At 71.9% G+C, this 21884-nt stretch carries 20 protein-coding genes and 2 tRNA genes; 16 read left to right on the forward strand and 6 right to left on the reverse strand.

Annotated features, from left to right (window positions below):
• Nucleotides 1–51 precede the first annotated feature (51 nt).
• Nucleotides 52–126 (forward strand) — tRNA-Val (locus M5362_RS26965).
• 67 nt (nucleotides 127–193) lie between these two features.
• Here M5362_RS26965 and M5362_RS26970 read toward each other — a convergent pair.
• Nucleotides 194–2719, reverse strand: a complete 2526-nt coding sequence (locus tag M5362_RS26970; RefSeq protein ID WP_260230367.1) for an SCO7613 C-terminal domain-containing membrane protein — start codon at nucleotides 2717–2719, stop codon at nucleotides 194–196.
• A gap of 83 nt (nucleotides 2720–2802) precedes the next feature.
• On the opposite strand from M5362_RS26970, the gene M5362_RS26975 reads away from it, so the two are divergent.
• Together M5362_RS26975 and M5362_RS26980 are read left to right on the forward strand one after the other, a co-directional pair.
• Nucleotides 2803–3249 (forward strand): SRPBCC family protein, encoded by a 447-nt coding sequence (locus tag M5362_RS26975; protein WP_260230368.1) that lies wholly within the window; start codon nucleotides 2803–2805, stop codon nucleotides 3247–3249.
• A gap of 39 nt (nucleotides 3250–3288) precedes the next feature.
• A tRNA-Val gene (locus M5362_RS26980) sits at nucleotides 3289–3360 on the forward strand.
• Between the two features lie 63 nt (nucleotides 3361–3423).
• On the opposite strand, the gene M5362_RS26985 is transcribed toward M5362_RS26980, so the two are convergent.
• Entirely contained in the window at nucleotides 3424–4149 is a 726-nt protein-coding gene (locus M5362_RS26985) for a 3'-5' exonuclease (RefSeq protein ID WP_260230369.1), read from the reverse strand.
• Nucleotides 4150–4269: 120 nt separating this feature from the next.
• On the opposite strand from M5362_RS26985, the gene M5362_RS26990 reads away from it, so the two are divergent.
• The 3 genes from M5362_RS26990 (at nucleotide 4270) to thrS (ending at nucleotide 8246) form a co-directional block, all read left to right on the forward strand.
• Entirely contained in the window at nucleotides 4270–4836 is a 567-nt protein-coding gene (locus M5362_RS26990) for a DUF4365 domain-containing protein (protein ID WP_260230370.1), read from the forward strand.
• Nucleotides 4836–6110 carry a hypothetical protein gene (locus M5362_RS26995; RefSeq protein WP_260230371.1) on the forward strand — a complete coding sequence of 425 codons (1275 nt, stop codon included), beginning with the start codon at nucleotides 4836–4838 and terminating at the stop codon, nucleotides 6108–6110. The genes M5362_RS26990 and M5362_RS26995 overlap by 1 nt, the downstream gene beginning before the upstream one ends.
• Before the next feature lie 159 nt (nucleotides 6111–6269).
• Nucleotides 6270–8246 (forward strand): threonine--tRNA ligase, encoded by a 1977-nt coding sequence (thrS, locus tag M5362_RS27000; protein WP_260230372.1) that lies wholly within the window; start codon nucleotides 6270–6272, stop codon nucleotides 8244–8246.
• 18 nt (nucleotides 8247–8264) lie between these two features.
• Here thrS and M5362_RS27005 read toward each other — a convergent pair whose 3' ends face one another.
• Entirely contained in the window at nucleotides 8265–8942 is a 678-nt protein-coding gene (locus M5362_RS27005) for a potassium channel family protein (protein ID WP_260230373.1), read from the reverse strand.
• Nucleotides 8943–9008: 66 nt separating this feature from the next.
• Here M5362_RS27005 and M5362_RS27010 point away from each other — a divergent pair, with 66 nt between their 5' ends.
• Nucleotides 9009–9581 carry an HIT domain-containing protein gene (locus M5362_RS27010; protein ID WP_260230374.1) on the forward strand — a complete coding sequence of 191 codons (573 nt, stop codon included), beginning with the start codon at nucleotides 9009–9011 and terminating at the stop codon, nucleotides 9579–9581.
• A 3-nt stretch (nucleotides 9582–9584) separates the two neighbouring features.
• Here M5362_RS27010 and M5362_RS27015 read toward each other — a convergent pair whose 3' ends face one another.
• Both M5362_RS27015 and M5362_RS27020 read right to left on the reverse strand, forming a co-directional pair.
• Nucleotides 9585–11243 (reverse strand): hypothetical protein, encoded by a 1659-nt coding sequence (locus tag M5362_RS27015; protein WP_260230375.1) that lies wholly within the window; start codon nucleotides 11241–11243, stop codon nucleotides 9585–9587.
• Between the two features lie 184 nt (nucleotides 11244–11427).
• On the reverse strand, nucleotides 11428–13635 hold the full coding sequence (locus M5362_RS27020; protein WP_260230376.1) for an elongation factor G-like protein EF-G2: 2208 nt from the start codon (nucleotides 13633–13635) through the stop codon (nucleotides 11428–11430).
• A gap of 250 nt (nucleotides 13636–13885) precedes the next feature.
• Here M5362_RS27020 and pgsA point away from each other — a divergent pair, with 250 nt between their 5' ends.
• The 7 genes from pgsA (at nucleotide 13886) to M5362_RS27055 (ending at nucleotide 19969) form a co-directional block, all read left to right on the forward strand.
• Nucleotides 13886–14560: a phosphatidylinositol phosphate synthase gene (pgsA, locus tag M5362_RS27025; RefSeq protein WP_260230377.1), complete on the forward strand. Its 675-nt coding sequence runs from the start codon at nucleotides 13886–13888 to the stop codon at nucleotides 14558–14560.
• Entirely contained in the window at nucleotides 14557–15483 is a 927-nt protein-coding gene (locus tag M5362_RS27030) for a phosphatidylinositol mannoside acyltransferase (RefSeq protein WP_260230378.1), read from the forward strand. Before pgsA ends, M5362_RS27030 begins: the two co-directional genes overlap by 4 nt.
• Nucleotides 15480–16640: a glycosyltransferase family 4 protein gene (locus M5362_RS27035; RefSeq protein ID WP_260230379.1), complete on the forward strand. Its 1161-nt coding sequence runs from the start codon at nucleotides 15480–15482 to the stop codon at nucleotides 16638–16640. Before M5362_RS27030 ends, M5362_RS27035 begins: the two co-directional genes overlap by 4 nt.
• A gap of 337 nt (nucleotides 16641–16977) precedes the next feature.
• Nucleotides 16978–17520 carry a hypothetical protein gene (locus M5362_RS27040; protein WP_260230380.1) on the forward strand — a complete coding sequence of 181 codons (543 nt, stop codon included), beginning with the start codon at nucleotides 16978–16980 and terminating at the stop codon, nucleotides 17518–17520.
• 188 nt (nucleotides 17521–17708) lie between these two features.
• Nucleotides 17709–18557 carry a pyridoxal 5'-phosphate synthase lyase subunit PdxS gene (gene pdxS / locus M5362_RS27045; protein ID WP_260230415.1) on the forward strand — a complete coding sequence of 283 codons (849 nt, stop codon included), beginning with the start codon at nucleotides 17709–17711 and terminating at the stop codon, nucleotides 18555–18557.
• A 6-nt stretch (nucleotides 18558–18563) separates the two neighbouring features.
• Nucleotides 18564–19154, forward strand: a complete 591-nt coding sequence (pdxT, locus tag M5362_RS27050) for a pyridoxal 5'-phosphate synthase glutaminase subunit PdxT (protein ID WP_260230381.1) — start codon at nucleotides 18564–18566, stop codon at nucleotides 19152–19154.
• A 62-nt stretch (nucleotides 19155–19216) separates the two neighbouring features.
• Nucleotides 19217–19969 (forward strand): YebC/PmpR family DNA-binding transcriptional regulator, encoded by a 753-nt coding sequence (locus M5362_RS27055; protein ID WP_260230384.1) that lies wholly within the window; start codon nucleotides 19217–19219, stop codon nucleotides 19967–19969.
• A gap of 198 nt (nucleotides 19970–20167) precedes the next feature.
• On the opposite strand, the gene M5362_RS27060 is transcribed toward M5362_RS27055, so the two are convergent.
• The gene (locus M5362_RS27060; RefSeq protein WP_260230385.1) at nucleotides 20168–20461 is read right to left on the reverse strand and encodes a hypothetical protein; all 294 of its coding nucleotides are present in this window, start codon (nucleotides 20459–20461) and stop codon (nucleotides 20168–20170) included.
• A 231-nt stretch (nucleotides 20462–20692) separates the two neighbouring features.
• On the opposite strand from M5362_RS27060, the gene ruvC reads away from it, so the two are divergent.
• Together ruvC and ruvA are read left to right on the forward strand one after the other, a co-directional pair.
• Nucleotides 20693–21226 (forward strand): crossover junction endodeoxyribonuclease RuvC, encoded by a 534-nt coding sequence (gene ruvC / locus M5362_RS27065; protein WP_260230386.1) that lies wholly within the window; start codon nucleotides 20693–20695, stop codon nucleotides 21224–21226.
• Nucleotides 21223–21852: a Holliday junction branch migration protein RuvA gene (gene ruvA / locus M5362_RS27070; RefSeq protein ID WP_260230387.1), complete on the forward strand. Its 630-nt coding sequence runs from the start codon at nucleotides 21223–21225 to the stop codon at nucleotides 21850–21852. Before ruvC ends, ruvA begins: the two co-directional genes overlap by 4 nt.
• Nucleotides 21853–21884: the final 32 nt, after the last annotated feature.

Consider the following 21884-nt stretch of genomic DNA (forward strand, 5'->3'; position numbering starts at 1 on the left):
GAGGACGGTCCGGGGCACCGGCTGACATGCGGTAATGTTTGCGGTGCGCCCGGGCGATTAGCTCAGTGGGAGAGCGCTTCGTTCACACCGAAGAGGTCACTGGTTCGAACCCAGTATCGCCCACCACCCGGACCGAAGGCCCGGAGACTGGATCCAGTCTCCGGGCCTTCGGCGTTTCCCGTCGGGCGTCGGGTCACCGCATGCGGCCGAGCCGCTCCCGGAGCCGGCGGGCGTCCCGGAGCCGCTGCTCGTACGTCGCCCCGACCGCGAGCAGCAGCAGACCGGCGAGCGCCGGGGGCAGCCAGCGGGGGAGAGCGCCGACGGCCTGGACGACGTACGGGGCCAGCTCGTGCAGCCCGTCGAGGGCGAGGACCGTGCCGCCGAGCACCAGCAGCGCCTGGAGCCGGAACCGCGCCCCCAGCAGCGTCACCACGAGCGTGGCGACGCCGAGGAGCAGCGGGCGAGGCCAGTCCGGGTCCGCCCAGGCGGCGAACAGGCTCGGTACGAGCGTGGCCGCGAGGCCGGGGCCGTACGCCACCCAGGAGGAGGCCTCCGGGTCGCGGCGCCGCCGCAGCACACCGACCACGAGGGCGGGCACCGTGACGGGCAGCGTGTACGCCTCCGGTGTCGTCACGTCCCAGACGGCCAGGCGCACCCAGGTCGCCACGAGGAAGAGGGCTCCCGCCGTCCACGAGGCGAACGGCCGGCGCTCGGGCCTGAGGGCCGTGGCGGCGGCGATCACGCCGCCGAGGGCGAGGACGAGCGCGAGGACGGCGGGGCGCGACGCCGCCGCGAGGCCGATCGCGAGCACCCCGACCGCCGCGCCCGTGATCTCCACGGGCAGGGCGAGCAAGTGGCGGCGAAGCCGCGCGCCGAGCAGGGCGGTCGCCGCCGGCACGAGGAGCAGGGCCAGGGCGGTGTGGTGGTCCGGGAACTCGGCCGCGGCGGCCCCGGCGGAGACCAGCCCGGCGGTCACGACGACCGCCAGACAGGCGGCCACGGTCCGCCGGGCGCCCTCCGCGAGGAGGGCACCCGCGACGAAGAGCGCCGTCAGCACGCCGAGCGTGCCGAACGTCGCCCCTCGCGAGTCCAGGGCGAGCGCGACCGCGCCGGCGGCGGACGCCAGCCCACAGCCGAACGCGCTCCATCCGAACACCTCCCGGGGCGACACGGGCGCCGAAGCGGCCACCGGGACACCCACGGGCGCCCAACCGGGCCACCGCGACCCCTGCCCGGCGTCGGAGCCGGTCCGCCCTGCTGCGTCGCCGTCCCCGGACGCGTCGCGCCCCGCCGTGCCCGGCTCTCCGCCGGCCGCCGACGCACCCGATTCCGGACGCGGCGCGGCAGGCACGTGGAGGCCCCTGGCGAGCGTCTCCGGGCGGATCGCCAGGAAGAGGGCCGCCGTGGTCGTCGCGAGGTGGAGCGCCAGCGTCGGCGCGTACGGGAGCTCTGAGGAGACCGGGAGCGCCGTCAGCGTCGCCCAGACCAGGAAGAGCGCGGCGCAACGGGACCACAGGCGGGGCAGGGCCGCGACGGCGATCGCGGCGACGATCAGCACCACGGGGGCCGTCGAGGGGTACCCGGCGAGGACAGGGTCCCCGTGCGCCCCCGACCAGACCGGTGTCGTCCGCGCCACGGGGGCGAGCAGTCCCGCCGCCACCGGCGGGAGCGCCCACATCACGCCCAGGGCGAGCACCCCGGCGCCCGCCCCGGCCAGGCCCGTCCGTACCGCGCGCGGGGCCGCCGACCGCAGCGCGGCCGCCAGGGCCACCGCGCACAGCACGTACCCCGGCACCTCCCAGTCGCCCGGCAGCACCGGACGCAGCGCACCGCCCGCCGCCGAGACCACCGCGAGCCCCGCCACCACCGACGCGGCCACCGCCGCCCGGGCCGCTCGCCACGCCACGCACAGCGCCACCGCCGCGCAGGCGAGCAGCAGCGCGCCCGCCGGGAGCGCCGAGGAGAGCGACAGGCCACCGCCCGTGAGCAGCGCCCAGCCGCCCAGGGCACCGGCCCCCAGGGCCGCCGTCATCCGTACCGCCGCCGGCTTCGCCAACAGGACCACGGCCAGATCCCCGACCGCCGTCGCCAGCGCCGCCCAGGCCAGGGCCAGCGGGCCGCCGTCCAGGGCCAGAACACCCAGCGGCAGCGGCAGTTGGGCCGTCACCACCGCCACCGGCAGCGGAGTCCGCAGCCGCCCGAGCGCCGCCCCGTAGGCCGTCCACGCGCCCGCGAGGACCGCCGAGGCCACGGCTGTGAAGGCCGCCCCGTCGGCCTCCGGCAACGCCACCCGGCGCAGCGCGTACGCGTCGAGGACCATCAGCACGAGACCCAGGGCCGCGACCGCCTCCGCCGTCGAGCCGAGCCCCCGGCGCAGCAGGACCGCCGGCACCGTCAGCGCCGCGGACGTCACGACGGCGAGTACGGCCGCACGACCGCCGATCCCCATCGAGCCCCAGCTGACCAGGGTGAAGGCGAGCGCGGCGATCGTCAGCAGCACCCCGCCCAGCGTGAGCAGCACGTTCTGGGCGCTGCGCGGCGTCGAGTCGGCGACCGGCCGAGCGCCGGGCCTCGCCGGCGCCGGGAGCGCGACCGGCGTGTGCAGCACCCGCAGCAGCCAGGCCCGGCGGGTCAGCAACTGGGACCTGCGGGCGTCGAGTCGGGCCAGCTCGCGGTCGACGAGCACCAGTTCGTCGGCGGGCGGGAGAGCGTTGTCCATGCCCGGAGTGTGCGCCGGGCCACACTCCGGCGCCATGCGCGCGGGTACTCATCTCCGGGCCTGAGTACGTACACACTGGGGTCATGGACTGGTGCCGCTACCGCTTCCGCAGCGTCTGGCTGTTGGCCGCCCCGCCCGACGCCGTCTACGCCGTGCTCGAACGCGCCGAGGAGTACCCGGGCTGGTGGCCCCAGGTCCGTGAGGTCGTCCCCGTCGACGACGTCACCGGCACCGCCCGGTTCCGCTCCTTCCTCCCGTACGACCTCGTCGTCACCGCCGAGGCCCAGCGCCGCGATCCCGTCGCCCACGTCCTGGAGATCGCCCTCCACGGCGATCTGGAGGGGTGGGCGCGCTGGACGCTGACCTCCCGGGGCCCGGGGACCCGCGCGCTCTACGAGCAGGAGGTCGAGGTGACCAGCCCCCTGATGCGCCGGCTCGCCGTCCCGGGCCGGCCCGTCTTCCGCGCCAACCACGCCCTGATGATGCGCGCCGGGCGGAGGGGCCTTGCGGCGCACCTGCGCGCGGTTTGAAGGAACCCAGCGGAAACCTGTATGGTTCAACCCGTTCCCGGGCGATTAGCTCAGCGGGAGAGCACTTCGTTCACACCGAAGGGGTCACTGGTTCGATCCCAGTATCGCCCACCGGGACAGGCCGGTCCGTCGAAAGACGGACCGGCCTTCCGCATGTCAGGGGCGACCGACGCCTCACGCGGCCGTCCGCAGCTCCGGACGGAGCGGCCACGCCGGATCCACCGTCTCCGGCGTCCCGTTGCGTGTGAACCACGCCTGCAGCCCGCGCGCCTGCGCCGCGTGCCACATCGCCTGAAGGGTGTGCAGCTCCGCCGGCGACAGCCGCTCCAGCCGGGACGCGAACCGTCGCGCCACCGCCCGTACGACATCCAGCGACGCCGTCGCGTCGGCCGCCGCGTCGTGCGCGCCGTCCAGCTGCACGCCGTACTGCGCGCACAGATCCGTCAGCGTCCGGCGGCCCTTGCGGTACCGGTCCAGGTGCTTGTCGAGCACGCGCGGATCCAGCACGCACAGCGGCGCGTTCTCCAGATAGCGGCCGAGCGAGGAGGCGCGGTGGCGGCGCAGCTCGCGGTCCAGGATCGTCAGGTCGAAGGGCGCGTTCATCACCACCAGCGGCCGGCCCGCCGCGCACTGCTCGGCCAGCGCCCGCCCCAGCTCCTCCATCACGGGCGCCGGCCAGCGCCCGTTCCGCCGTAGGTGATCGTCCGTCAGTCCATGGACCTCGGTGGCCGCGGGCGGCACCGGAATCCCGGGGTTGACCAACCAGCGCGTGACCCGCGGACGTCCGCCGGCCGTGTCCTGGACGACGAGAGCGGCCGACACGATGCGGTCCTGCTCGACGTCAACTCCCGTGGTTTCCGTGTCGAATGCGGCCAGGGGCCCTTCGTACCAGTGCGTCATCCCCGAACTCCTCGCACATGTGCGGCAGATGGCGATCCCTCTGCCCGAATCGGTGATACCCGGGCTGTTTGCCCCCTACGCGAACCGGTGACAACACAGATGACGGGGAAGGGAATTGACATGGCGCTCGCCCAGCCCGAATCGGGAGGGCTGCCACCTCAGCGGGCAGCACCGTTGCGCGGTTCACTGGCCACCACCGCCTGCATGGAGACGCTCCAGGTGGGATATCTGCACGCGGTCGCGGCGGCGGCGGGCTGCTCGCTGTCGCAGCCGTTTCCGGACAACGGCATCGACTGGCACGTGAGCCACAGCGCTCCCGGCCACACCGTGGACGACGAAGTGACCATCAAGGTGCAGCTCAAGTGCACCTACCAGCTGCCGCCGCGGCCGCCCGGCCCCGCGTTCTCCTTCACTCTGGACAACGACCACCTGGTGAAGCTGGCGCGGACCCCGGTCTCGGTGCACAAGATCCTGGTCGTGATGATCGTGCCGCGTGACCGGGAGGACTGGCTGCGGGCCGGGCACGACCGACTGGACCTGCGGCACTGCTGCTACTGGATCAACCTGGCCGGCCACCCGGTGACGGGGCGGCGGCGGACGACCGTGCGCGTACCGACGGCACGGATCTTCGACGACCGGGCTCTGTGCGAGATCATGACCCGGGTCGGCGTGGGAGGGAGACCTTGATGCACCGGCCGATCGGCGAACCGGAGGGCGGGGCCGGCTACGGCCCCGTTCTGCCACCGTTCCGCCCCCACCCCGCTCCCGGCGAGTACCCCGGCGGCCCCTGGGCCGACGCCGGGGGCTTCCCCGACCCCGGACGCGTCGACCCGCTGGTCCTCGGCGCGCTGCTCGCCCGGCACGGCTGGCGGCGGCGCGGCGGGGCCGCGGGCCGCTACAGCCGCTGGACACCGCCGGGACCGGGCGGCACCTCGGGCGCCACCAGCCTCCTCGTGCCCGAGAGCCGCGCCTTTCCCGACTGCGAGGACCTGCTCGGCGAGGCGCTCACCGCGCTCCAGCGCAGCGCGGCGCCCTCCGCCCGGGAGGTCCTGGTCGGGCTGACCGTGCCCAGCGACGAGATCCGCTGGTGGCGCGACGTGCCGCCGGGCCCCGCCGGCACGGTCCCGTGGACCGTCCAGGAACAGCTCAGGTCGGCCGCCCGGCAGCTGCTGCTCGCCGGCGCGCTGGCCGTCCGCGGCCGCGCCGGCTACTACGGCGCCCGGCACCGGCGGCAGGCCCAGGCGTCCCTGGAGGCGGTGGTCGTGGGGGCGGCGCCGGGCGGCCGGGGCCTGACCGCGTTCGTACCGGTCGACTCCGGCCGGGCCATCGCCGTACGGCTGTACCACGCGCTGTACGCGGCGCGTGAGGCCACCGACTACCAGCGCGCGACGGGCGGGATGGAGGCCTTCGACGCCGCGGTCGAGGCGGGTGTGAGCCGTGAGCTGACCGAGGCGCTCGTCGCGCTGGTGCGGGGCACCGAAGGAGCCAGGATCGCGCTGGAGTGGGCTCCGGCCGCCGGGACGCCCGTGGGGTGCGCCCCCCGGCCCGAGCCCGTGGAGTTCTCGGCGGGCGACCTGCCGGCCCTGCGCGAGGCCAGTGCGCGCTATCTGACCGACGAGCCGTCCGTGCCGGTGCGGATCACGGGCGCCGTCGTCCGCATGCGCCGCTCGGGCCCGCGCGGCGAGGGAACCGTACGGCTGCGGGTCCTGGGCGGCGCGGAGGTGCCGCACGTCCGGGTGACCCTGGACGAGGAGTCGTACCGCACGGCCGGCCACGCACATCTGGTCGGGCTGCCGATCCGGGTGGTGGGGCGCCTGGAGAGCCGGGGCGGCTTCCGGCGGCTGACGGACGCCTCCGGGGTCGTACCGGTGCAGGTGGACGAGGCGGAGCGGGACCGTCTGATGAAGTCGCTCCACGAGAACCTGGACTTCTTCGAGGAGGCGTGCGGCCCGGGGGAGTGACCCTCCGAGGACCCGCACCTCAGGCGCTGCGAGCCCGGCTCTCAGCGCCCGGAGGGGAACCGAGCCCTTAGGATTGCTGCGACGCGGCACCTCGTCTCTGCCGCGCACCGTCGACGCCGGCACGTCGTGTCTGCCTGCGCCCTTATGGAAAGAGCATCCGTGTCTGATGTCCGTGTGACCGTCCAGTCCGCCTCAGGAGCCGAGGATCGGGCGGTGAGCGCGGGCAGCACCGCCGGCGCGCTGTTCGCCGACGACCGGTCCGTGATCGCCGCCCGGGTCGGCGGTGAGCTGAAGGACCTCACGTACGTCGTCGCCGAGGGCGATGTCGTCGAGCCCGTCGAGATCTCCTCCCCGGACGGTCTCGACATCCTGCGCCACTCCACCGCGCACGTCATGGCCCAGGCCGTGCAGGAGCTCTTCCCCGAGGCCAAGCTGGGCATCGGCCCGCCGGTCCGTGACGGCTTCTACTACGACTTCGACGTCGAGAAGCCGTTCACCCCCGAGGATCTCAAGGCCATCGAGAAGAAGATGCAGGAGATCCAGAAGCGAGGCCAGCGCTTCTCCCGTCGTGTGGTGACCGACGAGGGCGCCCGCGAGGAGCTCGCGGACGAGCCGTACAAGCTGGAGCTCATCGGCATCAAGGGCTCCGCGTCGACCGACGACGGCGCGAACGTCGAGGTCGGCGGCGGCGAGCTGACCATCTACGACAACCTGGACGCCAAGACCGGCGAGCTGTGCTGGAAGGACCTCTGCCGAGGCCCCCACCTGCCCACCACCCGGAACATCCCGGCGTTCAAGCTGATGCGCAACGCCGCCGCGTACTGGCGCGGCAGCGAGAAGAACCCGATGCTCCAGCGCATCTACGGCACCGCCTGGCCGTCGAAGGACGAGCTGAAGGCCCACCTCGACTTCCTCGCCGAGGCCGAGAAGCGCGACCACCGCAAGCTCGGCAACGAGCTCGACCTCTTCTCCGTCCCGGACGAGATCGGCTCCGGCCTGGCGGTCTTCCACCCCAAGGGCGGCATCATCCGCCGGGTCATGGAGGACTACTCGCGCAAGCGCCACGAGGAGGAGGGCTACGAGTTCGTCTACTCGCCGCACGCCACCAAGGGCAAGCTGTTCGAGAAGTCGGGCCACCTCGACTGGTACGCCGAGGGCATGTACCCCCCCATGCAGCTCGACGAGGGCGTGGACTACTACCTCAAGCCCATGAACTGCCCGATGCACAACCTGATCTTCGACGCGCGCGGGCGTTCGTACCGTGAACTGCCGCTGCGCCTCTTCGAGTTCGGCACCGTGTACCGGTACGAGAAGTCCGGCGTCGTGCACGGCCTGACCCGCGCCCGGGGCTTCACCCAGGACGACGCGCACATCTACTGCACCCGCGAGCAGATGGCGGAGGAGCTCGACAAGACGCTCACCTTCGTCCTCAACCTGCTGCGCGACTACGGCCTGACCGACTTCTACCTGGAGCTGTCCACCAAGGACCCGGAGAAGTTCGTCGGGTCGGACGAGGTCTGGGAGGAGGCCACCGCCGTCCTCCAGGAGGTGGCTGAGAAGCAGGGCCTGCCGCTCACCCCCGACCCGGGCGGCGCCGCGTTCTACGGCCCGAAGATCTCCGTGCAGGCGCGCGACGCCATCGGCCGCACCTGGCAGATGTCGACCGTGCAGCTGGACTTCAACCTGCCCGAGCGCTTCGACCTGGAGTACACCGGCCCCGACGGCACCAAGCAGCGTCCGGTCATGATCCACCGCGCGCTGTTCGGCTCCATCGAGCGCTTCTTCGCCGTCCTGCTCGAGCACTACGCGGGCGCCATGCCGCCGTGGCTGGCCCCCGTCCAGGCGACCGGCATCCCGATCGGCGACGCCCACATCCCGTACCTCCAGGAGTTCGCCGCCCAGGCGAAGAAGCGGGGCCTGCGGGTCGAGGTCGACGCCTCCTCGGACCGGATGCAGAAGAAGATCCGCAACGCGCAGAAGCAGAAGGTCCCGTTCATGATCATCGCGGGTGACGAGGACATGGCCAACGGCGCCGTCTCCTTCCGCTACCGCGACGGTTCGCAGGAGAACGGCATCCCCGTCGACGAGGCCATCGCCAAGATCGCCAAGGTCGTCGAGGAGCGCGTCCAGATCTGACCCGCCGAGCGCAGAGGCTCAGGAGGCCCCCGGGGTACCACCCGGGGGCCTCTTCTCGTCCTCCCGCGTGAACGACTGGATCAGCCAGGACGAGAACGAACCCGTCACGGCCCCGATCAGGGCGACGCCGCACGCCATCATGCCCACCGCGATGACCCTGCCGGTCGGGGTCACCGGGGTCACGTCCCCGTACCCGACCGTGGTCAGCGTCTCCGCCGCCCACCAGAGGGAGTCGCCGAAGGTACGGATCGTGGCGCCCGGGGCCCCGCGCTCGTGCTGGAGGACGGCGAGCGCGCCCGCGAAGCCGAGCAGCGACACCGTGAGACTGGAGTAGGCCATGACCCGGGCGTAGAGGGTCAGACGCGGCTGGTCGCGGCGGCGCTGGATCCGCTCGTAGATCTTCACCATCTGCAGGGGCCGCAGCAGCGGCAGGATCAGGACCACCGTGCCCAGCACGTGCGCGCGGACGAAGCGCAGCGGCCCGAGGCCGCTGAGCCGGAGCCGTACCGCGTAGTCGAGGACGAAGACGCTCCAGGCCGTGAGTGTGACCGCCAGGCAGACGTCCAGCCAGACCTGGGCCATGCCGTGGGCCAGCACCCGCACCGTGTACCCGGCGAGGTAGAGCAGGGACGCCACCGCGAGCGGTGTCTCCATGCGGCGGTCCCAGCGTTCCTGCTTCTCCGGCCTCTCGTCCATCGGATCAGCATCTCCGGGAGCGGGGGAGCTTCGCCCCGGCGACACGTTCCGAACGGGCGAAGCAATATGCTGCACAGCATGACGATTGAGCCGGAGCAGCAGATCGGAGTCGGGACGCAGGACGCGTTCCAGCGCCTGTGGACGCCTCACCGTATGGCGTACATCCAGGGCGAGAACAAGCCGACCGGGCCGGGGGCCGAGGACGGCTGTCCGTTCTGCGTGATTCCGTCGAAGTCGGACGAGGACGGCCTCGTGGCGGCGCGCGGCGAGCATGTGTACGCCGTGCTCAATCTCTACCCGTACAACGGCGGGCACCTGATGGTCGTCCCGTACCGTCACGTCGCCGACTACACGGATCTGGACGCGGCCGAGACCGCCGAGCTCGGCGAGTTCACCAAGCGGGCCATGATCGCCCTGCGCACCGCGTCCGGCGCGCACGGCTTCAACATCGGCATGAACCAGGGCACGGTCGCGGGCGCCGGCATCGCCGCCCACCTGCACCAGCACATCGTGCCTCGCTGGGGCGGCGACACCAACTTCATGCCGGTCGTCGGACACACCAAGGTGCTGCCGCAGCTCCTCGCCGACACCCGCACGATGCTCGCCGCCGCCTGGCCGGCCTCCTCGGAACTGGCCTAGCCCCTACGCGTCGTAGACGTCGGCCTTCTTCGTGCCGGGGTCCTGGACCGCCCCGCTCAGAATCAGCGAGCGGTTGGTGAAGCGCTCCGTGTCCACGCCGTGATCGTCGAGCACCTGGATGGTCGCGGCGTGGACCGCCCGCATCACCGGCGTCGCGGCGCGGATCGCGTCGTCCGCCATGAAGCGGTGCCGCCAGGGCTGTGCGGCCCAGGCGTGCCGCAGCCCGAAGGGCTCCGGCAGGACGAGCTTGCCGCCGAGGAAGTCCAGGACCTGGGGGAACCAGGTCAGCGGGGCGCGGACCGCCTTGCGGACGATCTCGTCCGTCTCCAGGAGCGGCAGCTGGACCGTCCGGGTCTCCCAGAACTTGACCGTCTTGGAGACGTCCTTGGTCTTCGCCGCCGGCTTGGAGGTGAAGAGCGAGTGGACCGGGCCGAGCGCGTGCCCCGTGACCTCCACGCGCAGCGTGTGGTGCAGCGAGGTCACCGTGATCATCATCGTCAGGACGAGCTGCCCGTCCCAGAGCGTGAACTGCACGCCGAGGTAGTGCCGGTTGCCGGCGCCGAACTGCTGGTCGTTGCAGATGCGCTGTATCTCGTGCGGCTTGACCTGGAAGTGCACGATGTTGTCACCGTCCGGCCTGGCGACCTCGTCGGCGCCCTCGCCGACCGGCGAGACGATCCAGTGCTTGACGGTCGGCTTGGGGAAACCGGTCTTCAGGGAGCCCCGCTCCAGCATCGTGAGCTGGTCGTGGATCTTCCGTACGACGTCCCAGGCGCGGAAGTCGTGGATCTCGCGCCCGTCCTTGGGGATCAGCTCCTCGGCGAGCGTCCAGCTGCCCCAGCGGGTGCCCATGCCCAGTATTCCCTTCGGGCCCGCGTAGAAGACGATGTTGGACTGCTGTTCCGCCGACAGCTTCTCCAGGTTCTGACGCAGCTCCTCGGCGGCCTTCTCGCCCGGGTCCTGGGGGACCGCCTCGGGGATCTTGGCCCCGATGCCCCCGCCGCTCAGCAGCGCGGTCCAGCGCTCGCGCAGATCCCGGGCCGTGGACTCGCAGATCCGCTTGGCGAGGAACCAGCCGACGACCGGCGCGACGATCATGGCCCGCAGATAGACCGACAGGGGGCCGTCGAGCGGCAGCTTGATCAGGAAGCCCACCGCGATCAGGCCCGCCACCACCAGGATCACCGAGCCCACCGCGCTCGTGCGCTTGTTCTCCGTGCCGGCGACCATGCGGCGCAGCTGGATGACGCCGAGCCAGAGCAGCAGACCGGGCAGGAAGAGGACGCCGAAGACGAAGGTGACCAGGGTCAGCCGCACGTCGCGCTGCTTGCGGATACGGGTGGCGGCCAGGCAGTGCTCGACCACGGGCTGCGGCTCGGTGCCGAAGGACTGGATGAGCGCCTTCCGGGCACCGCCGAGCATCCGCACCTGGACCGCCCGGGAGAAGGCCTCGCCCAGGTCGGGCCGGAACAGCTTCTGCCACTTGCCGTCGGTGACCTTGGACTTGTGCCACTCGCTGTTGGCGTCCAGGATCGCTTCCACCGGGCTGTCGCGGTACGCGGCGGAGGCCAGGGCGTGGGTCGCCGCCGTCTGTCCGTCCGAGCCCTGCAGGGGAATCTGCGCCCCGGGTCCGAAACTGCCGATCGTCACTGATGCCCCCATCGCCGCGTGCCCGCGTGGTTCACCGCGTATCCCTCTGCGGCCTGTTCCCGACTACCGCGCCCCGCACACCTGCTGAGCTGGGCACCACAGCGTAACCGGGTACCGGCGGATGCGTCACGGGTCGGCCGAATGCCGCCCTGGCGAAAGGGAGTTGGACGGACGGCATTCGGCCGACGCGGAGCGGCTAGGAACCCTTCCCCGCCTTCTCCCGGACCTTCTCCGCGACATGGGACGGCATCGGCTCATGCCGGGCGTACGAGCGGTCGAAGCGGCCGGTGCCGTGCGAGACCGACCGCAGGTCGACCGCGTACCGCCCGATCTCGATCTCGGGGACCTCGGCACACACCAACGTCCGCCCCTGACCCGCCTGTTCGGTGCCGACGACCCGGCCGCGACGCCCGGAGAGATCGCTCATCACCGGGCCCACGTACTCGTCCGGGACGAGCACCCGCACCTCGGCGACCGGCTCCAGGAGCTGGATGTCCGCCTCGGCCGCCGCCTCGCGCAGCGCCAGCGCACCCGCGGTCTGGAACGCGGCGTCGGAGGAGTCGACCGAGTGCGCCTTGCCGTCGCGCAGCGTGATCCGCACGTCGACCAGCGGGTGCCCCGCGGCCACCCCGCGCGCGGCCTGGGCGCGCACGCCCTTCTCCACGGAGGGGATGAACTGGCGCGGAACGGCCCCTCCGACCACCTTGTCGACGAACTCGATCCCGCTCCCCGTAGGCAGGGGCTCGACGTCGATCTCGCAGATCGCGTACTGGCCGTGGCCGCCGGACTGTTTGACGTGCCGGCCCCGCCCGGCCGACGCCGCGCCGAAGGTCTCGCGGAGCGCCACCTTGTACGGCACCGCGTCGACCTGCACTCCGTACCGGTTGCGCAGGCGTTCCAGCGCCACGTCCATGTGAGCCTCGCCCAGGCACCACAGGACGACCTGGTGGGTGGCCTGGTTCTGCTCCAGACGCATCGTGGGGTCCTCGGCGACCAGCCTGGCCAGACCCTGCGAGAGACGGTCCTCGTCGGCCTTGCTGTGGGCCTCGATCGCCAGCGGGAGCAGGGGGTCGGGCATCGTCCAGGGCTCCATCAGGAGCGGGTCGTCCTTGCTGGAGAGGGTGTCGCCGGTCTCCGCCCTGCCGAGCTTGGCGACGCACGCGAGGTCGCCCGCCACGCACTTGCTCAGCTGGCGTTGCTGCTTGCCGAAGGGGGCGGTCAGCGCGCCGACCCGTTCGTCGACGTCGTGGTCCTCGTGCCCGCGGTCGGAGAGCCCGTGCCCGGAGACATGGATCGTCTCGTCCGGGCGCAGGGTTCCGGAGAAGACCCGGACCAGCGAGATCCGGCCGACGTACGGATCGGAGGCGGTCTTGACGACCTCGGCGACGAGCGGCCCCTCGGGATCGCAGGTGACCGGGGGCCGCGGGACGCCGTCGGGCGTGGTCACCGCGGGAGCCTCACGCTCCAGCGGGGTCGGGAATCCGCCGGTGATCAGATCGAGGAGCTCGACGGTGCCGAGTCCCTGCTTGCCGCCGTCCGCGGCGGGCGCGGCGGCGAGCACCGGATGGAAGGTGCCCCGGGCGACGGCCTTCTCCAGGTCGTCGATCAGCGACGTGATGTCGATGTCCTCGCCGCCGAGATAGCGGTCCATGAGGGTCTCGTCCTCGCTCTCGGCGATGATCCCCTCGATGAGCCGGTTGCGGGCCTCGGCGATCAGCGGCCGCTGCCCCTCGTCCGGTGCGTTCTCCTGCCGTACCCCCGTGGAGTAGTCGAAGATCCGCTCCGAGAGCAGCCCGACCAGACCGGTGGTCGGCGCGTGCCCGTCCGGTGCCTCCGCGCCGGACAGCGGCAGGTACAGCGGGAGTACGGCGTCGGGATCGTCGCCGCCGAACATGGCGGAGCAGACCGAGGTCAGCTCGTCGAAGCCGGTGCGGGCGGTGTCCAGGTGCGTGACGACGATGGCGCGGGGCATGCCGACGGCCGCGCACTCCTCCCACACCATGCGGGTCGACCCGGCGATCGCGTCCGCCTCCTGGGCGGCCGAGACGACGAAGAGGGCCGCGTCCGCGGCGCGCAGACCGGCCCTCAGCTCCCCGACGAAGTCGGCGTATCCGGGTGTGTCGAGGAGATTGATCTTGACCCCGTCCCATTCGAGCGGGACGAGGGAGAGCTGTACGGAACGTTGCTGGCGGTGCTCGATCTCGTCGTGGTCGGAGAGCGTTCCGCCGTCCTCGACCCGTCCGGCCCGGTTGACCGCCCCCGCGGTCAGCGCCAGCGCCTCGACGAGCGTCGTCTTTCCCGATCCGCTGTGGCCGACCAGCACCACGTTCCGTACGGCCGAGGGCCGGTCGGCCGTTGGAGCCCTGCCGGCGGCTCCGGAGTGTGCGTTCGCCTTGTCGCCCATGAGGGGTCCTCCCGATCGCTTGCACCGCTCGCTCGCGCGGTGAGGCGGGACGCGGGCGCAGGGGGAGACGCTGGGCAGCTCCGGCGGTGCCCGCGGTTGTCCTTCGAGCTTTGCACCGACGTCATGGTGCGTCCATACGTCGTACCCGACGCGGCGTGCGGGTGCCCCGCGGTCCGCCGGAAGGCTCGCTGGCTACGATGGGCGGGCCGGTGGTCGTAGGGACCGCGGCCCACCGAACCTCGGGAAGGCCATGCTGAACAAGTACGCGCGTGCATTTTTTACGCGTGTCCTCACACCGTTCGCCGCGTTTCTGCTCCGGCGGGGCGTCAGCCCCGACGCGGTCACGCTCATCGGCACGGCCGGAGTGATGGCGGGAGCCCTGGTCTTCTTCCCCAGGGGGGAGTTCTTCTGGGGCACGATCGTCATCACCCTCTTCGTCTTCTCCGACCTCGTCGACGGGAACATGGCGCGCCAGGCGGGGATCTCCAGCCGCTGGGGCGCGTTCCTCGACTCGACCCTCGACCGGGTCGCCGACGGCGCCATCTTCGGTGGCTTCGCGCTCTGGTACGCGGGTACCGGCAACGACAACGTGCTGTGCGCGGTCTCCATCTTCTGCCTGGCCAGCGGTCAGGTCGTCTCGTACACCAAGGCGCGTGGTGAATCGATTGGCCTGCCGGTCGCGGTCAACGGGCTGGTGGAGCGGGCCGAGCGGCTCGTGATCTCCCTCGTCGCCGCGGGCCTCGCCGGACTGCACGCCTTCGGCGTGCCGGGTGTCGACGTCCTGCTGCCGATCGCGCTCTGGATCGTGGCCGCGGGCAGCGCGGTGACCCTCGGTCAGCGAGTGGTCACGGTACGACGGGAATCGGCCGAGGCCGACGCGGCCGCGGACGCGCCCGGTGCGCGGGGGAACGAGGCGACGTCATGAGCGGGATGAAGGACCGGCTGACGGACGGCCTGTACGGGCTGGGCTGGGCGACCGTGAAGAAGCTGCCGGAGCCGGTGGCCGCCGGGCTCGGCCGAAGGATCGCCGACACCGCCTGGAAGCGGCGCGGCAAGAGCGTGCTGCGGCTGGAGTCGAACCTCGCGCGTGTGGTGCCCGACGCCGGCCCCGAGCGGCTCCGTGAGCTGTCGAAGGCCGGCATGCGCTCGTACATGCGGTACTGGATGGAGTCCTTCCGGCTGCCGACCTGGAGCAGGGAACGGGTCGACAGCGGCATCGACATCAAGGACGTCCATCATCTGAAGGACGGTCTCGCCGCGGGCCGTGGCGTCATCCTCGCGCTGCCGCACCTGGCCAACTGGGACCTCGCGGGCGTCTGGGTGACCCGCTCGCTCGGCGTGCCGTTCACGACGGTCGCGGAGCGGCTCAAGCCGGAGACGCTGTACGACCGGTTCGTCGCCTACCGCGAGTCGCTGGGCATGGAGGTCCTGCCGCACTCCGGAGGCTCCGCCTTCGGAACGCTCGCACGCCGGCTGCGGGACGGTGGCCTGATCTGCCTGGTCGCCGACCGTGACCTGTCGGCCTCGGGCACCGAGGTCACCTTCTTCGGGGAGACGGCGCGGATGCCGGCCGGCCCCGCGCTGCTCGCCCAGCAGACGGGCGCGCTGCTGTTTCCGGTGACCCTCTGGTACGACGACACCCCGGTCATGAGGGGGCAGATCCATACGCCCGTCGACGTACCCGAGTCAGGTACCCGGGCCGAGAAGACGTCCGTGATGACACAGGCGCTGGCCGATGCCTTCGCCGCCGGAATCGCGGACCACCCGGAGGACTGGCACATGCTCCAGCGGCTGTGGCTGAAGGACCTGGAGGAGCGCGAGCCGCTCGGAGAGGAGCGACGGACGTGAAGATCGGAATCGTCTGCCCCTACTCCTGGGACGTGCCGGGCGGCGTCCAGTTCCACATCCGGGACCTCGCCGAACACCTGATCAGGCTCGGGCACGAGGTCTCGGTGCTCGCCCCCGCCGACGACGAGACACCGCTGCCGCCGTACGTCGTCTCGGCGGGGCGCGCGGTGCCGGTGCCGTACAACGGCTCGGTGGCCCGGCTGAACTTCGGCTTCCTGTCGGCGGCCCGCGTACGGCGCTGGCTGCACGACGGCACCTTCGACGTGATCCACATCCACGAGCCGGCCTCGCCCTCGCTGGGCCTGCTGAGCTGCTGGGCGGCGCAGGGGCCGATCGTCGCGACCTTCCACACGTCGAACCCGCGCTCGCGGGCGATGATCGCCGCGTACCCGATCCTGCAGCCCGCGCTGGAGAAGATCAGCGCACGGATCGCGGTGAGCGAGTACGCGCGCCGGACCCTGGTCGAGCACCTCGGCGGCGACGCGGTCGTCATCCCCAACGGTGTCGACGTGGACTTCTTCGCCCGGGCCGAGCCGAAGAAGGAGTGGCAGGGGCAGACCCTGGGCTTCATCGGGCGGATCGACGAGCCCCGTAAGGGCCTTCCGGTCCTGATGAAGGCGCTGCCGAAGATCCTCGCGGAGCGGCCGGAGACACGGCTGCTCGTCGCCGGGCGCGGTGACGAGGAGGAGGCGGTGGCCTCCCTGCCGCGCGAGATGCGGGAGCGCGTCGAGTTCCTCGGGATGGTCAGCGACGAGGACAAGGCGCGGCTGCTGCGCAGCGTCGACGTCTACGTGGCCCCGAACACGGGCGGCGAGAGCTTCGGCATCATCCTCGTCGAGGCGCTGTCGGCGGGCGCGGCGGTCCTCGCCTCGGACCTGGACGCCTTCGCCCAGGTCCTCGACCAGGGCGCCGCGGGCGAACTCTTCGCCAACGAGGACGCCGACGCGCTGGCGGACGCGGCGGTCCGGCTCCTCGGCGACGAGGTGCGGCGCAAGGAGCTGAGCAGGCGCGGCAGCGCGCATGTGCGGCGCTTCGACTGGTCGACGGTGGGCGCGGACATCCTCGCGGTCTACGAGACGGTGACGGACGGCGCGGCGTCGGTGGCGACGGACGAACGCGTGGGCCTGCGGGCGCGGTTGGGCCTGGGACGGGACTGAGCGTTTTCGGGGCCGCCCGGCCCTGGCCGGGACTGAGCGTCCAGTCGGGCCCGCCCGGCCTGACGGGGCGGGGCTGAACGTTTTTCGGGCCGGCCCGGTCGGACGGGGTGGGGCTGAGCGTTCCCCGACGGGGTGAGACTGAGCGCCCACCGGGCCCGCCCGGTCCGACGGAGTGGGACTGGGCGTCCCCCGGGCCCGCTCGGCCCGAAGGAGTGGCACGACGGTGAACACACGGCTCGCGGGGCCGGCCGGGCGGGCGGGTGGCGACCGTCCGGTGCGCCCACGACCGTGACCTCCGGGAAGGGGGCCTGTCGTCGCGACGGTAGCCTGTGCGCCCGTGACCGTAACCCTGATCTGGACCGTCGTCGCGCTGATCGCGATCGGCCTGTACCTCAGCTGGACCGCCGGCCGGCTCGACCGGCTGCACTCGCGGATCGACGCCGCCCGCGCCGCCCTCGACGCCCAGCTGCTGCGCCGCGCCTCGGTCGCCCAGGAGCTGGCCACGTCCGGAGTGCTCGACCCGGCCGCCTCGATCGTGCTCTACGAGGCCGCGCACGCCGCCCGGCAGGCCGAGGAGGACCACCGGGAGGTCGCCGAGAGCGAGCTGAGCCAGGCGCTGCGGGCCGTGTTCGGCGAGGCCGAGCAGGTCGAGGCGGTACGGGAGGCCCCCGGCGGCGAGGACGCCGCGGGCGAGCTCGCGGCCGCCGTCCGCCGCGTTCCGATGGCCCGCAGGTTCCACAACGACGCCGTCCGCGCAGCACGGGCGCTGCGCCGCCACCGCACGGTGCGCTGGTTCCGGCTGGCAGGCCACGCCCCGTTTCCGCTCGCCTTCGAAATGGACGATGAGCCGCCCGTCGCCCTTGCCGATCGCCCGGCCTGACCCGCTCCGGCCTGCGAAACAGCCAAAACGATCCACCGGCTACCCATTGGCCCTTGATGTGGACTGGTGGTGGCCTGTTTCCTCACTCTTGTCTCAACACCGCTTTCACGAGTGAGGTCCCCGTGTCCACCACGCTTCCCAACAGCACCCAGTCTCCCGAGACCGGCACCGCGCGCGTCAAGCGCGGCATGGCCGAGCAGCTCAAGGGCGGCGTGATCATGGACGTGGTCAACGCCGAGCAGGCGAAGATCGCCGAGGACGCCGGCGCCGTCGCCGTCATGGCCCTCGAGCGGGTCCCCGCCGACATCCGCAAGGACGGCGGCGTCGCCCGGATGTCCGACCCGAACATGATCGAGGAGATCATCGGCGCGGTCTCCATCCCGGTCATGGCCAAGTCCCGCATCGGCCACTTCGTCGAGGCGCAGGTCCTGCAGTCCCTCGGCGTCGACTACATCGACGAGTCCGAGGTCCTCACCCCGGCCGACGAGGTCAACCACTCCGACAAGTGGGCCTTCACCACCCCCTTCGTCTGTGGCGCCACCAACCTGGGCGAGGCCCTGCGCCGCATCGCCGAGGGCGCGGCCATGATCCGCTCCAAGGGCGAGGCCGGCACCGGCAACGTCGTCGAGGCCGTCCGCCACCTGCGCCAGATCAAGAACGAGATCGCCAGGCTGCGCGGCTTCGACAACAACGAGCTGTTCGCCGCCGCCAAGGACCTGCGCGCCCCGTACGAGCTCGTCAAGGAGGTCGCCGAGTTCGGCAAGCTGCCGGTCGTGCTGTTCTCCGCCGGTGGTGTCGCCACCCCCGCCGACGCCGCGCTGATGCGCCAGCTCGGCGCCGAGGGCGTCTTCGTCGGCTCCGGCATCTTCAAGTCGGGCGACCCGGCCAAGCGCGCCGCCGCCATCGTGAAGGCCACCACCTTCTACGACGACCCGAAGATCATCGCGGACGCCTCCCGCAACCTGGGCGAGGCCATGGTCGGCATCAACTGCGACACCCTCCCCGAGTCCGAGCGCTACGCCAACCGCGGCTGGTAGTCACTCATGACCACACCCGTGATCGGTGTCCTGGCTCTCCAGGGCGACGTACGGGAGCACCTGATCGCCCTGGCCGCGGCTGACGCCGTGGCCAGGCCGGTCCGGCGCCCCGAGGAGCTCGCCGAGGTCGACGGCCTCGTCATACCCGGCGGCGAGTCCACCACCATCTCCAAGCTGGCCGTGCTCTTCGGCCTGATGGAGCCGCTGCGCGAACGCATCGCGGCCGGGATGCCGGTGTACGGCACCTGCGCCGGCCTGATCATGCTGGCGAACAAGATCCTCGACCCGCGCTCGGGCCAGGAGACCTTCGGCGGCATCGACATGATCGTCCGCCGCAACGCGTTCGGCCGCCAGAACGAGTCGTTCGAGGCCGGCGTCACCGTCACCGGCGTCGACGACGGCCCGGTGGAGGGCGTCTTCATCCGCGCCCCGTGGGTCGAGTCCGTCGGCGCGGAGGTCGAGGTGCTCGCCGAGCACGGGGGCCACATCGTGGCCGTACGACAGGGCCCGGCCCTGGCGACCTCGTTCCACCCCGAGCTCACCGGTGATCACCGCATCCACGCCCTGTTCGTCGACATGGTGCGCTCCGCGCGGTGACGAGGTCCCGGTAGGATCTCTGGGGTTCGTTCTGAAATGGGTTACGCGAAGGAGACAGGCAGATGTCCGGCCACTCTAAATGGGCTACGACGAAGCACAAGAAGGCCGTGATCGACGCCAAGCGCGGCAAGCTCTTCGCGAAGCTGATCAAGAACATCGAGGTCGCCGCCCGGACCGGCGGTGCTGACCTGGACGGCAACCCGACGCTGTTCGACGCCGTGCAGAAGGCGAAGAAGAGCTCGGTCCCGAACAAGAACATCGACTCGGCGATCAAGCGCGGCGGCGGCCTCGAGGCCGGCGGCGTCGACTACGAGACGATCATGTACGAGGGCTACGGCCCGAACGGTGTCGCGGTGCTCATCGAGTGCCTCACCGACAACCGCAACCGTGCCGCCTCCGACGTCCGCGTCGCCATGACCCGCAACGGCGGCTCCATGGCCGACCCCGGCTCGGTCTCGTACCTGTTCAACCGCAAGGGCGTCATCGTGCTGCCCAAGGGCGAGCTGACCGAGGACGACGTCCTCGGCGCCGTCCTCGACGCGGGTGCCGAAGAGGTCAACGACCTCGGTGAGAGCTTCGAGGTCATCAGCGAGGCCACCGACATGGTCGCCGTCCGTACCGCCCTCCAGGAGGCCGGCATCGACTACGACTCGGCCGACTCCAACTTCCTCCCGACCATGCAGGTCGAGCTGGACGAGGAGGGCGCGCGCAAGATCTTCAAGCTGATCGACGCGCTGGAGGACAGCGACGACGTGCAGAACGTCTTCGCCAACTTCGACGTCAGCGACGAGGTCATGGAGAAGGTCGACGCCTGACGCAGGGGCCGCACCCGCAGACAGAACAGGCCGGACCGACGGGTATCCGTCGGTCCGGCCTGTTTCTGTCGGGCCGTTCGAGCCGACTGTCCCGAGGGCCGGGCCCTGGGGGCGAACGACAGCGGCCCGCCGGAACACCGGCGAGCCGCTCATAGAAATCCCGGCTGGGTCAGGACTCAGCGGGAGACGGGATCACGCTCAGTCGATCCGCTTGAAGTCGCCCGAGTTCTTGACGCTCCCCGAAGCGCCACCAGCGGCGGTGACCTTCTTCATCCTGCTGGTCCTGCCGTCCTGCCACCACACGTTCATGGAGGCCTCGTAGGAGCAGGTGTTGCGGTAGTACACCGTGGTGGTGGTCCAGCCCTCGGCCCAGGACCAGCTGAAGCAGCCGGTCTTTCCGCGGTGAATTTCCGAGGACGCCGCCTGGGCGGGCGAGCTGAGGCCCACGGTGGCGAGAGCGAGCGCGGCGCCCGTGACGCCGATCTTGGACATGCGACGCATGTATCCCCCTGTGTGAGTTGGATGGTCGAGATCCGACCGAATCGTACGTTTGCACGTCGGTCAAACGTGCGAACGCTGATGATCATAGTGACTGTTGATCACGGAGGTAAAGCTGAAACGCCTCGGCTCCTGCCCCGCCGGAGCGCCGACCGGGCCGCTGGTCGGCGGTGGTGTCAGTGGCAGCCGGTAGCCTTCAGGCGGTTGCCGAGGGATGGAGGGACTGTGCGTGTCTTGGGTGTCGACCCGGGGCTGACCCGGTGCGGTGTCGGTGTCGTCGAAGGCGTCGCCGGTCGGCCCCTGACCATGCTCGGCGTGGGCGTCGTGCGGACGGCCGCCGACGACGACATCGGCATACGCCTGGTCGGCATCGAGCGCGGCATCGAGGAGTGGCTCGACCGCTTCTCGCCCGAACTGGTCGCCGTGGAGCGCGTGTTCAGCCAGCACAACGTGCGTACGGTCATGGGCACCGCCCAGGCCAGCGCCGTCGCCATGCTCTGCGCCTCGCGCCGTGGCATCCCCGTCGCCCTGCACACCCCCAGCGAGGTCAAGGCCGCCGTCACCGGCAGCGGACGCGCCGACAAGGCCCAGGTCGGAGCCATGGTGACCCGGCTGCTCCGGCTCTCCGCCCCGCCCAAGCCGGCCGACGCGGCGGACGCCCTCGCCCTGGCCATCTGTCACATCTGGCGGGCCCCGGCCCAGAACCGCCTCCAGCAGGCCGTCGCCGCCCATCACGCATCGAAAGGCCGTTCCGCATGATCGCCTTCGTCAGCGGCCCGGTCGCCGCGCTCGCCCCCACCACCGCGGTCGTCGAGGTCGGCGGCATCGGCATGGCCGTCCAGTGCACGCCGAACACCATCGCCGGCCTGAGGCTCGGTCAGGAGGCCCGGCTCGCCACGTCGTTGGTGGTCCGCGAGGACTCCCTGACGCTGTACGGATTCGCCGACGACGACGAGCGCCAGGTCTTCGAACTGCTCCAGACCGCCAGCGGCGTCGGACCCCGCCTCGCCCAGGCCATGCTCGGCGTGCACAGCCCCGACGCGCTGCGCCTCGCCGTCGCCACCGGTGACGAGAAGGCCCTGACCGCCGTCCCCGGCATCGGCAAGAAGGGCGCGCAGAAGCTCCTCCTCGAACTGAAGGACAAGCTGGGCCAGCCGCTCGGCACCGGCGCCCTGGTCGGCGCCCAGCGCGCGGCGGCCGGTCCCGCGCCGTGGACGGAGCAGCTTTCCGCCGCCCTCATCGGCCTCGGCTACGCGAGCCGCGAGGCGGAGGAGGCGGTCGCCGCGGTCACCCCCCAGGCCGAGGCCGCGATCGCCGCGGGCGGCTCGGCGCCCGTTCCCCAGCTCCTCCGCGCGGCCCTCCAGACCCTGAACCGCGCCCGCTGACCGCGAACCGCGCCCCCCGGCCCCCGGCCGGG

This window comes from Streptomyces sp. Je 1-79 (assembly GCF_025195125.1).
Lineage (GTDB): Bacteria > Actinomycetota > Actinomycetes > Streptomycetales > Streptomycetaceae > Streptomyces.